The organism is Chryseobacterium sp. MYb264 (assembly GCF_035974275.1).
Classification (GTDB): Bacteria; Bacteroidota; Bacteroidia; order Flavobacteriales; family Weeksellaceae; genus Chryseobacterium.
The window spans coordinates 4093491-4110772 of sequence record NZ_CP142422.1 but is presented as its reverse complement, the minus strand read 5'-3'; the positions used below and the strand labels follow the sequence as shown (position 1 = coordinate 4110772).

The following is a 17282-nucleotide window of genomic DNA, read 5'->3' as shown; positions in this document are numbered from 1 at the left end:
CATGGAATTTTTACAAATTACTTCTCCCGAAGACTACAGAGTACAGGAAATTTTTGAATCCTACTGTACAAGTTTTCCTGAAGACGAAAGAAGAGACTGGGATAAGCTGCTTCCTCTTTTTACACATCCGAATGTAAAAATAATTTCTGTTTCGCATGAAGCTCAAAATATTGGTTACCTCATCATCTGGGGATTATCAGGCTATACTTTTGTAGAGCATTTTGAAGTATTTTTGCAATTCAGGAGTCAGAAATTGGGATCGCATATTACCGGTTACTTATTTGAAAATTACCCTAAAATTATTTTAGAGATAGAGCCCGATCATTTGGGTGATGATGCGAAAAGAAGGTATTCTTTTTATCAACGCAACGGTTTTCATCTCATCGATGAAATGTATGTTCAACCGAGTTACGGAGAAGGAAAAAAGCCATTAAATCTGTGGTTGCTTGCCAATTATTCCCCTGAAAATTTAGAGAAAATTAAAGATGAAATTTATGATGTCGTTTATCATTAAAATAATATCCTTTTATCTTTGAAATTTCCATTCCATTATTCAGCCCTTTCAGGGTTATAACATCATTGAATATTTATACCTCGGGTTTCACCCGACACTACTGATATTTAAGCTTTTAAGGTAAATTCAAAAAGAAAACAGTACAATTAATCTATTTCAGCTCAATAGTATTAAGAGCTAAGCTCAACATAAAAACGGAGGCCTTTTACAATTGGGACTCCACAACCACTTAGCTCTTTTTACCTTAACCTTTTTACTTCTAATTAGTTCACTTCGTACTCCAGTTTAATCGTAATACTCGCTTCCTTATCCTTCGAAGCTGTATTAAAAGTTCCGCCATAAGAATAATCTTCATTAGAATTCGGAGCTGTAATCTGAATAACGCCCATGGTCGCTTTTTTAAGATTTCCTAAGCTGCTTCCTGAGTTTTCAGCAATTTTCTCGGCACGTTCTTTAGCATCTTTTGTAGCGGAGGCGATCATTTCCTGTTTTACAGTCGACAGTTTTGTATAGAAATAGCTTGGTGAAGAAGAGGTAAACTCTATCCCCCGGTTGATGATTTCTGTGATATTTCTAGAAAGATTCTCGATTTTTGCGACCTCTTTACTTTCTATGGAAACCGTCTGTGTCAGATTATATCCTGCAAATTCGTTCTGAATGGTATTGCCGTTGGAATCCGTACTATTTCTGAACTGTTTCTGAATATCTACCGAAGAAAAAACGATCTCATTTTGCTTAACGCCTTTAGACAACAGATAATCGTTAATTGTTTTTCGGTCTAAAGCCAGTTCGTCATACGCAGATTTAAGGTCATAATTGTTTTTAGAGAAACTTCCCGACCAGGTAATAAGATCGGAAGTGAACGGTTTGGTTCCTAAACCTGTGACAGAAATAGTATTTTCAGATTTGTTTCTGTTTTTAATGGCACCTCCCAGAAGTCCTAGACCAATGACAAACCCAAGTGCACCAATGGCGATGGCGATGATATTTTTATTCATAAAAATTTGTGAATTTGAATGTTATCAATTTTTCAGTGATAATATCACATCAATTCTTATTCCAAATTTCTATTAATTCACCATTATTCTCCTTGATTTTTCACTGTTTTTAATCGCTCAATATATAGTGGAATTGCCTCTTCCATTGTAAGCAGTACACCTGATAGATTTTTAGCCTTTACATACGTTCTTACAAAAGGTTTTTCCGCAAATGAGAACTCGATAAACTGAGAGATTCTCTCTTGAGGAATTCCTGCTTTTATGAAATAATCATCATCCACCCGATCTCTGACCCATTTAATATGCTCCTGCAGATCATCATATTTATACTGTCGCTTTTGCCGTCTCGCTTTTCCGCTCACCAAATCATACATTCCCTGAACATTCAGCTGTCCTAGTAAAATAGGAATTAGAACCTGCTTCACTTCCGCAGGTTTTTCCCTCATTTTTCCAACAGGCTGCGGAAGTCCTACAGCATCCCGAACCACCTCGCCTTTGTCCACTCTCGAAGCTCTTCTTGCATCTGTCTCCAAATCACCTGTTGGTTTACTTGTCACTTTAACTTCCTCAATAACTTCAGGAATTTTAATTAAAGTCACCAGGATCGGTGCATTGGTTCCATTCAGCAGAACCCGTCCCGAAACTCTTTCGTAGCCTTGTTTTACAAATCTCAGTTCATCATTTTTGAAAGCAGAAATAGAAAATTCGCCATTTGCATTGCTATAGGTTTTTACATCTGTTGTTATATTGATGACCGTAACTCCGGCAAGACTGATCTCATTGTCATCTTTTATTTTTCCCATCACCGTTTCCTGAGCAAATAGAAAATGTCCCATACAGATAACAAAAAAAAACAGTAAATTCTTTTTTAAATTCATATGATATGAAGTCTTGCCGTTCAATTATTCGCCGATTTTATGGGTTTTATGGTAAAGCGAAAAAGCCACTTTCAGTTCTGATTCAATTTCTACGATATCAAAAGTTTTTCTGTACTTTTTTGCCATTTGGCGGGTATCGTTGGCATAAAGCAGAAAATGATCGATCTGTTCATCCGTCATTCCGTATTTAGTAAGAAAATTCAAATTAATTCTGGATTTTACTTCACCAATAAAATTTTGAGTTTCATTGAAAGTAGGCTTCGTAATTTTAGGTTCCGTTGCTTTTTTCAAAAGACCTTTCGCCAAATTAAATACCCCGAAAAGATCCACCTGTCCGGCGGAGAAATCATGTCCCGTAAATGTTTTTGAGATTTCATTGGTAGGCAAAGGCTCGTTCAACGGACTTCTCATATAATCTCTAAGCCCTGATTTTACGGTTGCCAGTTTCTTAGACTCACCATAATGATTACTGTCACGCTCAAGGTTTCCTGTAGGCTTATAGGTAATTTTCACCTCCGGAATCAGTGTTTCCGCCCGAAGGAGCAAAACATTCATCAGATTGACCGTGTTATCTTTTATAATCTTACGGTCGGTTCTGTAATAGCTTTCTTTTACAAATCGTATTTCGTCATCCTCATTTGCGTCAATCGTAAAATTTCCGAAATTATCTGAATAGGAGTTTTGATTGGTTCTCATATTTTTAATTAAAACAGATCCCAAACCGATTCCGTTTTCATCAATGATCTTTCCTGTAATTTTCTGTTGGGAAAACAGTGTCGCAAAACACGTGAAGAGCATCAATATTAAAAGCTTTGATTTCATTGATTATTAAATGTAGATCAAATATAAGTCTATTTCTTCGTTTTTGGAGCTCTGTACGATGCAATTCTTGAAAGAACGGCTCTTTGAAACCTCATCATATCCTGATTGCTTAGATATCCGTATTTTAAAATCTTCTTTCTTTCAAATCCTACCAGAGCATATCTGATAAAATAGTTAATTTCGGCTTTATCCAACTGAAGATCCGTAAAATACTCCTCGCCCAGACTTTCGGTAAGATAATTGGTAAGATCCACATCGTCCCATTTGTTTTTCGGGCTTCCGATAGAAAACCCCTGTCCCTTAGGCTGTACAAATTCACCTGGTTTTGACGCCAGAACCCTAGGATCAGATTTCTGAACAATATAACGGTCGATTTCATTTCTAAGCTTTTCCACCTTTTTCGGGGAACCTACTGTTTTAGAATCCATTTTAAGATCTCCCGTAAGAGACTTTTTAACTTCTACTTCCTCAATGGTTTCCACAGATCTTATGAGACTTATATTCAGGGGTGACGAAACATTCTCAGGGCTCACCCTTTTGTTAAAACGTTCGTAACCTGTTTTCACAAAACGAAGTTCATCCCCTACTCTGGCAAGAATCATAAAGTGCCCGTCCCGGTTAGTCGTTACCCGTTCATCGGTTCGTATATTAATAACAATTACATCCGGTAACTCTATATTCTCCTCTGTGGCCACTTTGCCGAAAATATAATCCTGCGCAGAAATATTAATGAATAATATGTTAAATAACAGAAAAAGTAGTTTAATTTTCACAAATAGTTTTTATTAAGCAAAACTAAATTAATTTTCAGATCATAAAATAAGTTTAACCACAGTTAACGCCTTTTGGGAATTCTTTTAGAGTTTTCACGATTTAACTGTTAAATACAGACTTTAAATTGTTAAAATTTAAGTCAAATTTTAGCTAACTTGCACCTTCAATCTATCAGAAAATGCAAAATTCCTATACAGTTATCAATGCTTCTGCGGGCTCAGGGAAAACCTATGCGCTTGTACAAAAGCTTTTGATGATCTGTCTTCGATATCCTAACCAGCAACATTCCATCAGAAATATACTGGCACTTACCTTTACCAATAAGGCGGCCAACGAAATGAAGGAAAGAATTTTGTCATGGCTGGATCATTTTTCTGCTAAAAACTTTGCTGAAAACGGAGATCTAAAAAATATTCATAAAGCATTTGAAGAAGAAGGTTTAAAAATAACCATTGACGAGCTTCATCACCGTTCAAAAAAAATGCTGGACTATATTCTTCATAATTATTCCACACTGAATATCGGAACGATTGACCGTTTTAACTCCCGTCTGGTAAGAAGCTTTTCGTACGAATTAGGATTGGCGAAAAATTTTAATCTGGAAATCGAAGCTGAGCCGTTCTTAATAGAAGCAGTTGATAAAATGCTTGATCAAATTGGTGAGAATGAGACGATCTCCAATTCTTTCATGGATTATGTAGATTACAGTCTTGAAAATAATGAGAGGATTAATTTAAATAAAAGCCTTTATGATTCGGCGAAAGAATTTGTAAAAGACATTCACTATGAACATCTTAAAAATAATAAAGATTTCGACAATACGAATTATGAAAATATAAAAAATCTTCTTCGAAAAGAAATTGTTTCCAACAAAAAGCAATCTCTGGAGCTCGCCACAAAATCTATTGAACTTTTCAAATCAAGAAATATTGAAATTGAAGATTTTGCACAGGGCAAAAACGGAATCGGAGGATTTTTCACTAAGGTTTTGGATTTTTATCATCAAAAAAGAGCTGGCTTTCCTTTTCCGACCACGGCGGAAGAATCCGTGCTGAATAATTACCGTAAAGGAGCTTCTGCAAAATCAAAAAATAAAGAATCTGAAATCTTTGAAATTCTGGATCAGCTACTGGAAAACCGGATGCAGCTGATCTTTCTGTATATTGAAATTCAGAAACAGGAAAAGATTTTAGCGGCGCTTCTTCCTCTTAAAGTAAATAAAGACATTCAGGATGAATTAAAAAAAATTGAGGAAGAAAATGATCTGGTTCTGCTTTCCAAGTTTAATATTTTAATTAATGAAAATCTTAAAAATGAGCCTTCCTCCTTTATTTATGAAAAAGTAGGCGCGCAATTTCAGCATTTTTTCTTTGATGAATTTCAGGATACATCAGAATTACAGTGGCAGAATTTTGTTCCTTTAAGAGATCATTCCGTATCTTCTGAAAATACTTCGTTTACTTTGGTTGGCGATCCTAAACAGAGTATTTACCGGTTTAGAGGCGGAGAAAGCAAATTGATGCTGGATATTATCAACAAAAAAGAATTTTCTCCCAAGCAGGCTGATCTTTTAGTTTTAAAGGACAACTGGCGAAGTGCGAAGAATATTGTTCATTTTAATAATGAACTTTATCAGTTCCATTCCCTTAAATTAGAAGAAGAGCATCAGAATATTTTCGGTGAAGATGCCGAGCAGAATCCTAAATCAGGTATTGAAGGCCGCGTGAAAGTAAATCTCATTGAAAATTTAACCAATGATGATTTTTACAATGATACATCGGAGCGTATGCGTAAGGACATTCAGGAAAGTCTTGATCATGGTTTTAAATTTTCAGATATAACCATTCTCTGTCGCGGAAATTTCGATATTTTCAGCTATTCACAAAAATTAGGAAACCTGAAAGTTATGTACCGGGGCGAAGAGACAAATATTAAAACGATTTCTGACAAAGGTCTTACTTTAGAGCTCTCGAATACCCTGAAGGCCGTGATCGAATTTCTAAGGTGGGAAGTAAACCCTAAGAATAAACCCACTCTGGTCATGATGATGTATTATCTGAACAAATTGGGGAGAATTCAGATGCCCGATTTTACATTAGAGATGAAAGAAATTCTTGAAATCGAAAGTCATGCAGATGTTATACTTTTTATAGAAGATAAATACGCTTTAAAATTAAAGCAGGAAAACCTCCCGAGATTTAATTTATACAATTCTGTAGAATATTATATCAATGAATTTTCTGTTGAAAATAAAGAGACCGATTTTCTGTTGAACTTTTTGGAAATGCTTTTCAACTTCACCCAAAATGCAGGCGCAAGTACCAAAGAATTTTTGAAATATTGGGACGAAGAAGCTTCTAAATATACCATTCAGGCTTCTGAAAACATCGATGCGATACAGATTATGACAATTCACAAAGCGAAAGGTCTTGAATTCCCTATCGTTTTTATTCCGATGATTAATAAAAACCGTGACGCTGAATTTACCAATTGGTTTGAAACCAGCAGCGATGCGCCTTTGAAGTCTGTAAACATTAATCAATTCAGTAAAAATCTGGAAGTTTACGATCCGGAAATTGAAAAATTCAACAAGCAGAATTCTTATAAAAATTTTATTGACAGATTGTGCCTACAATATGTGGCCACTACCCGACCTGTCGAGCAATTGTTCTTTTATATTCAAAAAGCGAATAAGACATCCAATAATCTGGAGTTACTGGAATTTCTTCAAACTAAAAATGTGGAAGACCTTGATGAATTTGATTTATATGAAACCAATCCAGAAATGCTGAAAAAGCATACAAAAGATAAAACTTCACATTTTGAAACGAAAGATATTCACAATCTGAAAAATAGTAATGAAAAGAATACTTCCATTAAAATTGCTACCCCTTCAAAAAACTATCAGGTTCGGAATGAAAAAGTAAGAATCGGGCTTTTTGTGCATGAATTGCTTTCAAAAATCAACACCGAAAAAGATATTAAAAAAGTGGTTGAAAGTTATGTTTTGGACGGGCAGATAACCATTGAAGAACAGCATAATATTCAAGATACATTGGAGCAAATTATCACAGATTATGCTGAATTTTTCGATAACAAATGGGAAGTGATTAATGAAAAAGATATTATGATTTCTGAAAACGGAGAAAGTAGAATATACCGCCCGGACAGAATTTTAAAAAGCAATGAAGGTTATATTATTGTTGATTTCAAAACGGGAGAAGAAACTGCAAAAAATGATCGCCAAATCGAAAATTATAAAAAAATTCTGGAAAGCTTAGGAAGAAAAGTTCTTAAGACTCAATTAATTTATTTATAAAGCTGGCACTTGATTTGTATATTCGTTACCGTAAAAAACAAATGAATGAAAAAATTAACAAACGCATTGCTAGTAGCAGTTTTGGTATCTTGCAACCAACAGAAAAATGAAACTTCCAGTATTTCTAAAGAAAATATTTCTCAATCTGAAACAACTTTATCGACAACAGCCAATCAATTAAGAGGTAATTGGATTTCGAAACCTTATATTGATCATATTAAAAAATCAAAAGCTGTTTATCCTTACAGAAAAGCTGCCGTTCCTTTATTCATACAGCTTGATAAAAATGAATTGCTTTCAGGAGCTGCCACTTTAAAGGGGTTTACCGATCATGAAGGCGGTTATGATGTAAAGCTAACATTTGATGAGTCTAAAAAAGAATTTATCATAAATGGTACAAGTAACGATCCTACATATAACGATTTTTCCGGAATACAGCCTAATGGTGAAAATCTTGAAATGATTTATAAAAACAAAACAGATCTTTACGAGAGATTTGATGGCGATATTCAAAAGGAATTAAGAAAAATACTTTTTGAGGGAAATTATACAGACAAGAATTCTTCAACATCAATTAGCTTTAGCAAAGACGGTAAGGTAAATTTTAAGGATTATACCGCATACCAAGTCATCTATGATTTTGCCGATGGAACTCAAAACTTTGACGGAATTTTACTTGAGAGGGAGTCTTTAAAAGATTTATATAGGTTTACAATTACAGGAAATACCCTTGAATTACAAAAGATGAAGGAAAGCGAAGAAAGTTTTAAACCTGAAGGCGAAAAATATATTTTGATTAAAAAATAGTGAATTAACAATTTCGGCGGTAGAAAAAACTACCGCCGAAATTGTTGGATCAGTGACAAAATTTGAGGATCAAGCATCATGTCAAAAAACAAGATTTCATTTTCCTTTTAAAACGGTGGATCAAATATCCTTTTTACTTTTAGAAGAGCTCTCCAGCTACTTTCTTTATGTTGTCACTTTTGCCCATCGAATAAAAATGAAGAACAGGAACTCCGAAATCAAGTAATTCTTTACATTGATTGATCGCCCATTCAATTCCGATTTGTTTTACTGCTTCGTTATTTTTGGCATTTTCAACTTCGCTGATAAGTTCTTCAGGCAAATCAATCTTGAAGATCTGAGGCAAAACTTTTAAGTGTTTCTTTGTGGCAATTGGCTTAATTCCGGGAATAATAGGAACGGTAATTCCCATTTCACGCGCCTTCTGAACAAACTCAATGAACTTTTTATTATCAAAAAACATCTGCGTCACGATATAATCTGCTCCGGCATCCACTTTTTGTTTCAGCCATTTTAAGTCGTAATTCATTGAAGGAGCTTCCATATGTTTTTCAGGATAACCCGCAACTCCAATGCAGAATTTATTGTGTTCTTCACATTCTTCGTCCTGATTGTGAAGATACTTTCCTCTTCCTAAATCATTGATCTGATGAACCAAATCCATCGCACTTGCATGACCTCCCTGAGTGGGTTCAAAATATTGATGACCTTTCATCGCATCGCCTCTCAAAGCCATAATATTATCAATTCCAAGGTACATACAATCCACCAAAAGATATTCTGTTTCTTCTTTGGTGAAACCTCCACAAAGCAAATGCGGAACAGTATCTACATTATATTTATGCTGAATCGCCGCGCAAATCCCCAATGTTCCGGGACGCATTCTTGTGATACGACGCTCCATCAAACCATTTCCTTTATCAATATAAATATACTCTTCTCTTGAAGTCGTTACATCGATAAACGGTGGTTTAAACTCCATCAAAGGATCAATATTGGTATATAAATCTTCAATCCCGATTCCCTTTTGTGGCGGAACAACCTCGAGGGAGAACAACGTTTTTCCGTTTGCATTTTTTATGTGATCTGTAATCTTCATTTTATATTTTTGTTGCTTGTTGAAAGTTGTTAGTTGATGGTTTTGATGTAAAAATCCAGTAACCAACAACTATCAACCATGAACTATTTTTTTAATCTGCTAAATTTGGATTCAGCCATTTTCTCGCTTCCTGCAAAGAAATTCCTTTTCGCTGCGAATAATCTTTCAACTGATCTTCTGCAATTTTTCCTAATCCGAAATATTTTGCGTGCGGGCTTCCGAAATAATATCCGGAAACAGCAGCGGTCGGGAACATGGCTAAACTTTCTGTTAAATATACTCCGATTTCTTCTTCCACTTTTAACAGATCCCAGATGGCATGTTTTTCCAAATGATCCGGGCAAGCAGGATAACCCGGAGCCGGACGAATCCCTTTGTATTTTTCGGCAATTAATTCTTCGTTGCTCAAACTTTCCTGATTCGCGTAACCCCAATATTCGGTTCTTACTTTTTTATGTAAAAATTCGGCATACGCTTCAGCAAAACGATCAGCCAAGGCTTTTACCATGATCGCATTGTAATCGTCATTCGCTTTTTCATATTCTTCTGACAATTCATCTGTTCCGAAACCTGTTGTTACACAGAAAGCGCCCATATAATCGGTTTTTCCTGAACTTTGAGGTGCGATAAAATCACTTAAAGCCAGATAATCTTTTCCTTTCGAACGCTGAGCCTGTTGTCTCAATGTCAGGAATTTTACTTTCTCTTCGTTATTTTCATCGAAGATTAAAATATCATCTGTTTCATTAGAATTGGCTTTAAAAATTCCGAAAATAGCTTTGGCGGTTAATAATTTTTCGTCTAAAATTCTCTTTAAAATAACCTGAGCATCTTTGAACAATTCTTTCGCCTGCGCTCCGACAACCTCATCTTCTAAAATTTGCGGATACTTCCCATGCAGATCCCAGCTTCTGAAAAACGGTGACCAGTCGATGAATGGTAACAATTCTCTTAAATCCTGATTTTCAAAAACCTGAATTCCTAATTGGTTTGGAGTAAAGATTTCTTCATTCTCCCAATCGATTTTAAACTTGTCTTTTCGGGCATCTTCAATCGAAACATAATCTTTATCAACCTGTCTGTTCAGGAACTTTTCTCTGAAATCTGAATAGTCGCTTTTTAGATCTTCAACATATTCTTTATTTCTGTCGCCCAACAATGAACTTACCACGTTTACCGCTCTCGACGCATCATTCACGTGAACAACGGCATTTTTATATTTTAAATCAATTTTCACAGCGGTATGTGCTTTTGAAGTTGTAGCACCACCGATCAGTAAAGGAAAATTTAAATTTTGTCTTTCTAATTCTGAAGCGATGTACACCATTTCATCCAAACTTGGCGTAATCAATCCGCTTAAACCAATGACATCAACCTGATGTTCAATCGCAGCCTGAATAATTTTTTCGGCAGGAACCATCACTCCAAGGTCGACGATTTCATAATTGTTACAACCCAAAACAACGCTCACAATATTTTTACCGATATCATGAACGTCTCCTTTTACCGTTGCCATTAAGATTTTTCCGTTGGCTGGTTTTGCACCGTCTTTTTCAGCTTCGATAAATGGCTGTAAATAGGCAACCGCTTTTTTCATTACCCTTGCCGATTTCACAACTTGTGGTAAGAACATTTTTCCGCTTCCGAAAAGGTCTCCAACAACACCCATTCCGGTCATCAAATTAACTTCGATTACGTGTAAAGGTCGTTCCGCTTGTAATCTTGCTTCCTCAACATCTTCTTCGATGAAACGGTCGATTCCTTTTACCAAAGAATGCGTAATTCTTTCCTGTAAAGGTTTTGTACGCCATTCAAGCTCTTCGGTTTTTTCTTTTTTAACCGATTTATGCTTTTCGGAATAATCCAAAAGCCTTTCAGTAGCATCTTCTCTTTTATCAAGAATTACATCTTCAACTAATTCAAGAAGCTCTTTATTAATTTCATCATAAACCTCCAACATCGCAGGGTTTACAATTCCCATATTCATTCCCGCCTGAATCGCGTGATAAAGGAAAACCGAGTGCATCGCTTCTCTCACCGTATCATTTCCACGGAACGAAAACGAAACATTGGAAACTCCTCCACTCACAGAGGCATACGGAAGATTCTGGCGAACCCATCTCGTTGCTTCGATAAAATCGATGGCATTTCTTCTGTGTTCATCCATTCCCGTTGCGACAGGGAAAATATTTAAATCGAAAATAATATCTTCGGCAGGAAACTTTAATTCATTAACCAAAAGATCGTAAGAACGTTTTGAAATCTCGATTCTACGTTCGTAAGTATCGGCTTGTCCCACTTCATCGAACGCCATAACAATCATCGCCGCACCATATCTTTTAATGGCTTTTGCATGCTTGATAAATTCTTCTTCGCCTTCTTTTAAGCTGATAGAATTGACCACACATTTTCCCTGTGCAACCTGCAATCCGGCTTCCAGAATTTCCCATTTCGAAGAATCGATCATGATAGGAATTCTGGAAATATCAGGTTCTGAAGCAATTAAATTTAGAAATTTAATCATGGAAGCCTTTCCGTCAATCAATCCGTCATCGAAATTGACATCAAGAATCTGCGCCCCACCTTCAACCTGGTGACGCGCAATATCAAGAGCTTCAGAATATTTCTCTTCTTTTATTAATCTTAAAAATTTCTTTGAACCGGCAACATTTGTTCTTTCACCAACATTGATGAAATTACTTTCCGGCATAATAATCAAAGGCTCGAGCCCCGATAATCTTAAATATTTCATAGTTTAATTTACCAATGTATCAATGTAACAGTCTATTAATGTAGCAGTTTACCAATAGATTCTTTAAGAAGATTGTTACGTTGATAAATTATTATATTGTTATACTAACCTTCCTCGGTTCGTATTTTTCTACCAAATCTGCAATTGCTTTAATATGATCAGGCGTTGTTCCGCAACAACCTCCGATGATATTAATTAATCCTTTCTCAACATATTCTTTAATCTGACTCGCCATATCTTCCGGCGTTTCGTCATATTTTCCGAAAGCATTCGGAAGCCCCGCATTCGGATACGCCGAAACGTGGAATTCTGAATTATGAGCCAATGTTTCCAAATACGGCGTCAATTGATTGGCTCCCAAAGCACAATTGAAACCAACACTTAATAAATTCAAATGTGAAACTGAGATTAAAAATGCTTCTGCAGTTTGTCCGCTCAATGTTCTTCCTGAAGCATCCGTAATTGTTCCTGAAACCATAATCGGGATTTTTATTCCTCTTTCATCCTGAAGTTCATCGATCGCAAAAAGGGCTGCTTTTGCATTTAATGTATCGAAGATTGTTTCAACCAATAAAATGTCTGAACCTCCATCTAATAAAGCTTCGCATTGCTGTTTGTAGGCAACTCTCAGTTCTTCAAACGTGATGGCTCTATAACCAGGATCGTTTACATCAGGGCTTAAACTTGCTGTTCTGTTGGTTGGTCCGATAGATCCCGCTACGAATCTTGGCTTATCAGGATTTTGAGCCGTAAATTCATCACATACTTTTCTGGCGATTTTTGCAGATTCATAGTTTAGTTCGTAAACCAAATCTTCCATATGATAATCTGCCATTGCAATCGTTGTTCCCGAAAACGTATTGGTTTCCAGAATATCAGCTCCTGCTTCCAAATATTTCCTGTGAACTTCTTCAATGGAATGAGGTTGCGTTAACGACAGTAAATCATTATTTCCCTTCACAGGATGTTCCCAATCTTTGAAACGCTCGCCACGGTAATCTTCTTCCTCAAATTTATATCGCTGAAGCATCGTTCCCATCGCACCGTCCAGAATTAAAATTCTTTCGGATAATGCTTTATATAATTGTTCTGAATTTTTCATTGTATGTTTCGGCTAAAGCCAATTTTTTATTTCGTTATTCTGAATCCTTGTCAAGGTTTGAAACCTTGACAAGGATTTTTTTTGCGTCGAATCTTCGCAGCCCGACTTGAACGGAGCTCTTTTTGCAGGAGCGAAGCGGAGGCAAAAAAGCGGGAGTGGAAGGCGGATAAAGCTGCCCAAATTAATTTAATCCAATGCTTGTTTTAAATCCGCGATAATATCATCCACATTTTCTAAACCAACGGAACAACGAACCAAACCAGCTGTAATTCCTACTTCATTTCTTTCATCATCAGACAATTTGGAATGCGTTGTAGAAGCCGGATGCGTAACAATCGTTCTCGTATCGCCGAGGTTGGCAGAAAGCGAACACATTTTAATTTTATCTAAAAAGTTTCTTCCGCCTTCAATTCCGCCTTTGATTTCGAATGCGACGATGTTTCCGCCTAATTTCATCTGTTTTTTAGCGACTTCATAACTTGGATGTGATGGCAGGAAAGGATATTTCACCAATTCTACATTCGGGTGACCTTCTAAAAACCCGGCTACTTTTAAAGCATTTTCACAATGTTTTTCAACACGGATTGCTAAAGTTTCCAAACTTTTTGACAAGACCCAAGCATTGAAAGGTGACATTGCCGGACCTGTATTTCTTGCAAAAAGATAAATTTCACGAATTAAATCTTCTCTACCGACTGCTACACCACCTAAAACACGACCTTGACCGTCTATCAACTTTGTTGCAGAATGCACTACAATATCTGCTCCGTATTTTATAGGTTGTTGCAAATATGGTGTCGCAAAACAGTTATCCACAATGAAAATCAGGTTATGTTTTTTAGCAATTTGTCCGAAAAATTCTAAATCTAACACCTCAATCGCAGGATTTGTAGGTGTCTCCAGATATAAAATTTTTGTATTCGGCTGAATATATTTTTCAACATTTTCAGCGTCTTCCGCTTTGAAATAGGTTGTTTCAATATTCCATTTTGGGAAATATTTTGTGAACAACGTGTGCGTAGATCCGAAAACCGACTGACAGCTTACGATATGATCACCTGCATTTAACAAAGTCGCAAACGTTGAATAAATCGCTGCCATTCCTGTTGCAAAAGCATATCCTGCTTCTGCGCCTTCCATTTTAGCAATTTTATCGGTGAATTCCGTTACATTCGGATTGGAAAAACGGCTGTATAAATTCTTTGGTTTTTCTTCTGCAAAACTCGCTCTCATATCTTCTGCATCCTGAAAAATAAAGCTGGATGTTAAATACAAAGGCGTTGAATGCTCATCAAACTGAGTTCTTTCGGTTTGGGTTCTGATCGCAAGTGTTTCAAAATTTGAAAGTTGCTCATTGTTAGTTTCTGGTTGAAAATTTTCGCTCATAAACTTTTGTATATTTAAATCTAACAGTTTAGCAATTTAACAATGGAATGCTTCGACAAGCTCAGCATGACAATAGTAATTATTATTGGTAAACTGTTATATTATTAAATTGTTATATTAATATTATTATTATTTCGTTTCGCTTACTCTTAAAATATCTCCGAAAACTCCTCTTGCCGTTACCTGCGCTCCGGCTCCGGCTCCCATGATGACGATTGGATTTTCGCCATAACTTTCCGTATAAATTTCGAAGATGGAATCTGAACCTTTTAACTGTCCTAAAGCGGAAGTTGCAGGAACGGAAATCAGTTTAACATCAAGCTCGCCTTTCTCTTTCTGTAAATCTCCGTGAAGATCTCCAACATATCTTAAGACATGACCAGGCTCTTGGTTTCCCTTAATTTTTTCATATTCTTCATCTAATTCTTCCAATCTTGAAAGGAATTCTGATTTTGAAACGGAAAGTAAATTTTCCGGAACCAAATTCTGAATGTTGATATCTTCAAACTCATTAATCAGATCTAATTCTCTTGCCAAAATCAATAATTTTCTGGCGACGTCATTTCCTGACAAATCTTCTCTTGGATCCGGTTCTGTGTATCCTTTTTCCAACGCTTCATTGATGATTGTGGAAAACTTATCATCCCTCAACGAAAAATTATTGAAAACATAACTCAATGTTCCTGAGAAAACGCCTTTAATTCTTGTGATATTTTCTCCTGAAAGGTGTAGCAATTTAATCGTATCAATTAACGGTAAACCTGCACCAACATTGGTTTCGTATAGATATTTCTTTTTATTCTTCTCTAAAGATTTTCTTAAGTTTCTATACGTGGCAATCGGCAACGTATTGTAAATTTTGTTGGAAGAAACGATATCAAAACCGTTATCCACAAACGCATCATAATGCTTCACAAAATCTTTACTGGCCGTATTATCTACCATCACCAGATTTTCCAGATGATGTTCTTTTGCATACCCGATCAGGCTTTCAATACTGGAATTGGTTTGAGAATAATTTACTTTCTGTCTCCAGTCGCTTCCAAAACCGCCTTTGTTCAAAGCCATTTTCTTTGAATTTGCAATGGCTACGATTTTCAGTTGTAATCTTTTACGCTTGAGAATATCGTGCTCTGAATCTAAAATCTGTTCCACCAAAGTTCCGCCCACATTTCCATGCCCGATTAAGGCTAAATGAACGACTTTCGGTTTTCCGTAAATTTCTGTTTCAACAATATTTTTTGCAATTTCCGTCTGGTTATCGGTTACCACGATATTTACCCTTCCCGCCGAAGCAATTTGATTCAACAAAAGCGGAAATATTTTATTTCTCTGAAGTTCAGAAAGTATTTTGCTATAATTTTCCGAAACGAAGCCAATGACTGCAACATTACTAATGTTATAAATATTGCTTACTGCCCCGTTCGATTTTTCTTTTTTAAACTCTTCCTGCAGCACACGCACTGCATCTTCCGCATCTTTTTCATCTACCAAAACAGAAATTCCATTTTCAATAGCCTGCTGGGAAATTACACCCACACTTATTCCTTCTTCATTTAATACTTTGAAAATTCGGGAATCAATTCCGATATGTCCCAAAAAGTCTTTCCCTTCAAAATTTACCAGCGCTTTATTTCGATAAATGTTTATTGTATCTGATGTTGTCATATATTCAGAATAGGTTTTATGATATTATTTAATTGTTTATATTCCATTAAAAAGGCGTCGTGCCCATGAATTGAGGTGATCTCGTGATAGAAAACATTTTCCTTTTTCTCTTTCAGCTTTTCAAAGCACATTCGGATTTCAGAAGCCGGGAAAAACAAATCTGTATCTACAGAGATCATGTGCATTCGTGCCTGAATTTTTTCCAGTTGAGATTCATCAACATTAATATTCATCAGCAAATGATTCATCAGTTGATAAGCTTTTAAACTAAATCTATCGTTTAAAGCATTTCCGTGATAAACCAGCCAATCTTCCGACTCCAATCTTTGTTTTTCCTGATTGTATTTATTTTGAAATCTATCATTTAACGATTCCGGCGTTCGGTAGCACAACATCGCATGAATTCTCGCTTTTTGTAAAGGTTCATCTTTTTGATTTAATAAAAATTTCTGAACCAGACATTGTGCATGAAGCCAATCATGGGTTTTATAATCACAGGCAATAGGAATGAAAATTTCGGCAAGATGTGGTTGTTTTACCAACATTTCCCAACCGATTGCACCTCCTAAAGAACCTCCAATAATGGCGTATAAACTTGTAATATGTAAACTTTCAAGCCCTTGTAAAAAGATATTGGCAATATCTGAAGGCGTGAAATCTTCGTATTCATCAATTAAAAAATCATCAAATCCGTTTCCGGGAATATTGAAACACAGAACTGTATATTTATTAGTATCGATTACCTGATTTTCACCAATCAATTGTTTCCACCAGCCTTTTTCTCCGGCTACGTCTGAATTTCCGGTTAAAGCATGATTTACTAAAATGATGGGTGCTGAAAATAAGTCTTTCCCGAAAAGCTGATAGCTCAACGAGATATGATATTCCTTACCGGAATTTGTTTGATACGAAAGATTAATATAGTTTAGTTCTGTTTTCAATTCTATTATACTTTTTGATAATATCATTGAAAATGCCACAGGAAATGGCTGAAAAAAGATTCAGTAGTTATCTGTCCAAAATAATTTTGGTAGAACGTAGCACCTTCTTCGCTTTCGCAAAGGGTTGCTAAGGTTTCACAGGGTCTAATCCCTCAACCTTTCTTGATAACATTTTCAATATTTGAATGATCGAATAGTGCAAAGGTATAACATTTCTTTTAA

At 35.9% G+C, this 17282-nt stretch carries 13 protein-coding genes and 1 riboswitch; of the genes, 3 read left to right on the top strand and 10 right to left on the bottom strand.

Translation table 11 applies throughout. From position 1 onward, the window contains the following. Position 1 precedes the first annotated feature (1 nt). A complete protein-coding gene (locus VUJ46_RS17910) occupies positions 2 to 514 on the top strand; it encodes an N-acetyltransferase (protein WP_326982066.1) in 513 nt (170 codons plus the stop codon). A gap of 263 nt (positions 515 to 777) precedes the next feature. Here VUJ46_RS17910 and VUJ46_RS17905 read toward each other — a convergent pair whose 3' ends face one another. The 4 genes from VUJ46_RS17905 to VUJ46_RS17890 all read right to left on the bottom strand — a co-directional run bounded on the left by VUJ46_RS17905 (position 778) and on the right by VUJ46_RS17890 (position 3985). Then, positions 778 to 1512 (bottom strand): SIMPL domain-containing protein, encoded by a 735-nt coding sequence (locus VUJ46_RS17905; RefSeq protein WP_326982065.1) that lies wholly within the window; start codon positions 1510 to 1512, stop codon positions 778 to 780. Positions 1513 to 1595: 83 nt separating this feature from the next. Next, positions 1596 to 2348, bottom strand: a complete 753-nt coding sequence (locus tag VUJ46_RS17900; protein ID WP_326982064.1) for a carboxypeptidase regulatory-like domain-containing protein — start codon at positions 2346 to 2348, stop codon at positions 1596 to 1598. 66 nt (positions 2349 to 2414) lie between these two features. Further along, positions 2415 to 3212, bottom strand: a complete 798-nt coding sequence (locus VUJ46_RS17895) for a hypothetical protein (RefSeq protein WP_326982063.1) — start codon at positions 3210 to 3212, stop codon at positions 2415 to 2417. Positions 3213 to 3241: 29 nt separating this feature from the next. Further along, entirely contained in the window at positions 3242 to 3985 is a 744-nt protein-coding gene (locus tag VUJ46_RS17890; RefSeq protein ID WP_326982062.1) for a hypothetical protein, read from the bottom strand. Between the two features lie 179 nt (positions 3986 to 4164). On the opposite strand from VUJ46_RS17890, the gene VUJ46_RS17885 reads away from it, so the two are divergent. Beyond that, on the top strand, positions 4165 to 7305 hold the full coding sequence (locus VUJ46_RS17885) for a UvrD-helicase domain-containing protein (protein ID WP_326982061.1): 3141 nt from the start codon (positions 4165 to 4167) through the stop codon (positions 7303 to 7305). Between the two features lie 45 nt (positions 7306 to 7350). Next, positions 7351 to 8112, top strand: a complete 762-nt coding sequence (locus VUJ46_RS17880) for a hypothetical protein (protein WP_326982060.1) — start codon at positions 7351 to 7353, stop codon at positions 8110 to 8112. A gap of 139 nt (positions 8113 to 8251) precedes the next feature. Here the strand turns inward: VUJ46_RS17880 and metF are convergent, their stop codons facing one another. The 6 genes from metF to VUJ46_RS17850 all read right to left on the bottom strand — a co-directional run bounded on the left by metF (position 8252) and on the right by VUJ46_RS17850 (position 17087). After that, positions 8252 to 9211, bottom strand: coding sequence for a methylenetetrahydrofolate reductase [NAD(P)H] (gene metF, locus VUJ46_RS17875; protein ID WP_326982059.1), 960 nt, complete (start codon positions 9209 to 9211; stop codon positions 8252 to 8254). A 91-nt stretch (positions 9212 to 9302) separates the two neighbouring features. Then, a complete protein-coding gene (gene metH, locus VUJ46_RS17870) occupies positions 9303 to 11963 on the bottom strand; it encodes a methionine synthase (RefSeq protein WP_326982058.1) in 2661 nt (886 codons plus the stop codon). A 91-nt stretch (positions 11964 to 12054) separates the two neighbouring features. Continuing rightward, a complete protein-coding gene (locus VUJ46_RS17865) occupies positions 12055 to 13065 on the bottom strand; it encodes a homocysteine S-methyltransferase family protein (RefSeq protein WP_326982057.1) in 1011 nt (336 codons plus the stop codon). A 186-nt stretch (positions 13066 to 13251) separates the two neighbouring features. Further along, the gene (locus VUJ46_RS17860; RefSeq protein WP_326982056.1) at positions 13252 to 14451 is read right to left on the bottom strand and encodes an O-succinylhomoserine sulfhydrylase; all 1200 of its coding nucleotides are present in this window, start codon (positions 14449 to 14451) and stop codon (positions 13252 to 13254) included. Positions 14452 to 14580: 129 nt separating this feature from the next. Then, positions 14581 to 16119, bottom strand: a complete 1539-nt coding sequence (locus VUJ46_RS17855; protein WP_326982055.1) for an ACT domain-containing protein — start codon at positions 16117 to 16119, stop codon at positions 14581 to 14583. Beyond that, positions 16116 to 17087 (bottom strand): alpha/beta fold hydrolase, encoded by a 972-nt coding sequence (locus tag VUJ46_RS17850; protein ID WP_442784935.1) that lies wholly within the window; start codon positions 17085 to 17087, stop codon positions 16116 to 16118. Before VUJ46_RS17850 ends, VUJ46_RS17855 begins: the two co-directional genes overlap by 4 nt. A 37-nt stretch (positions 17088 to 17124) precedes the next feature. Beyond that, positions 17125 to 17232, bottom strand: a riboswitch (SAM riboswitch). Between the last annotated feature and the right edge of the window lie 50 nt (positions 17233 to 17282).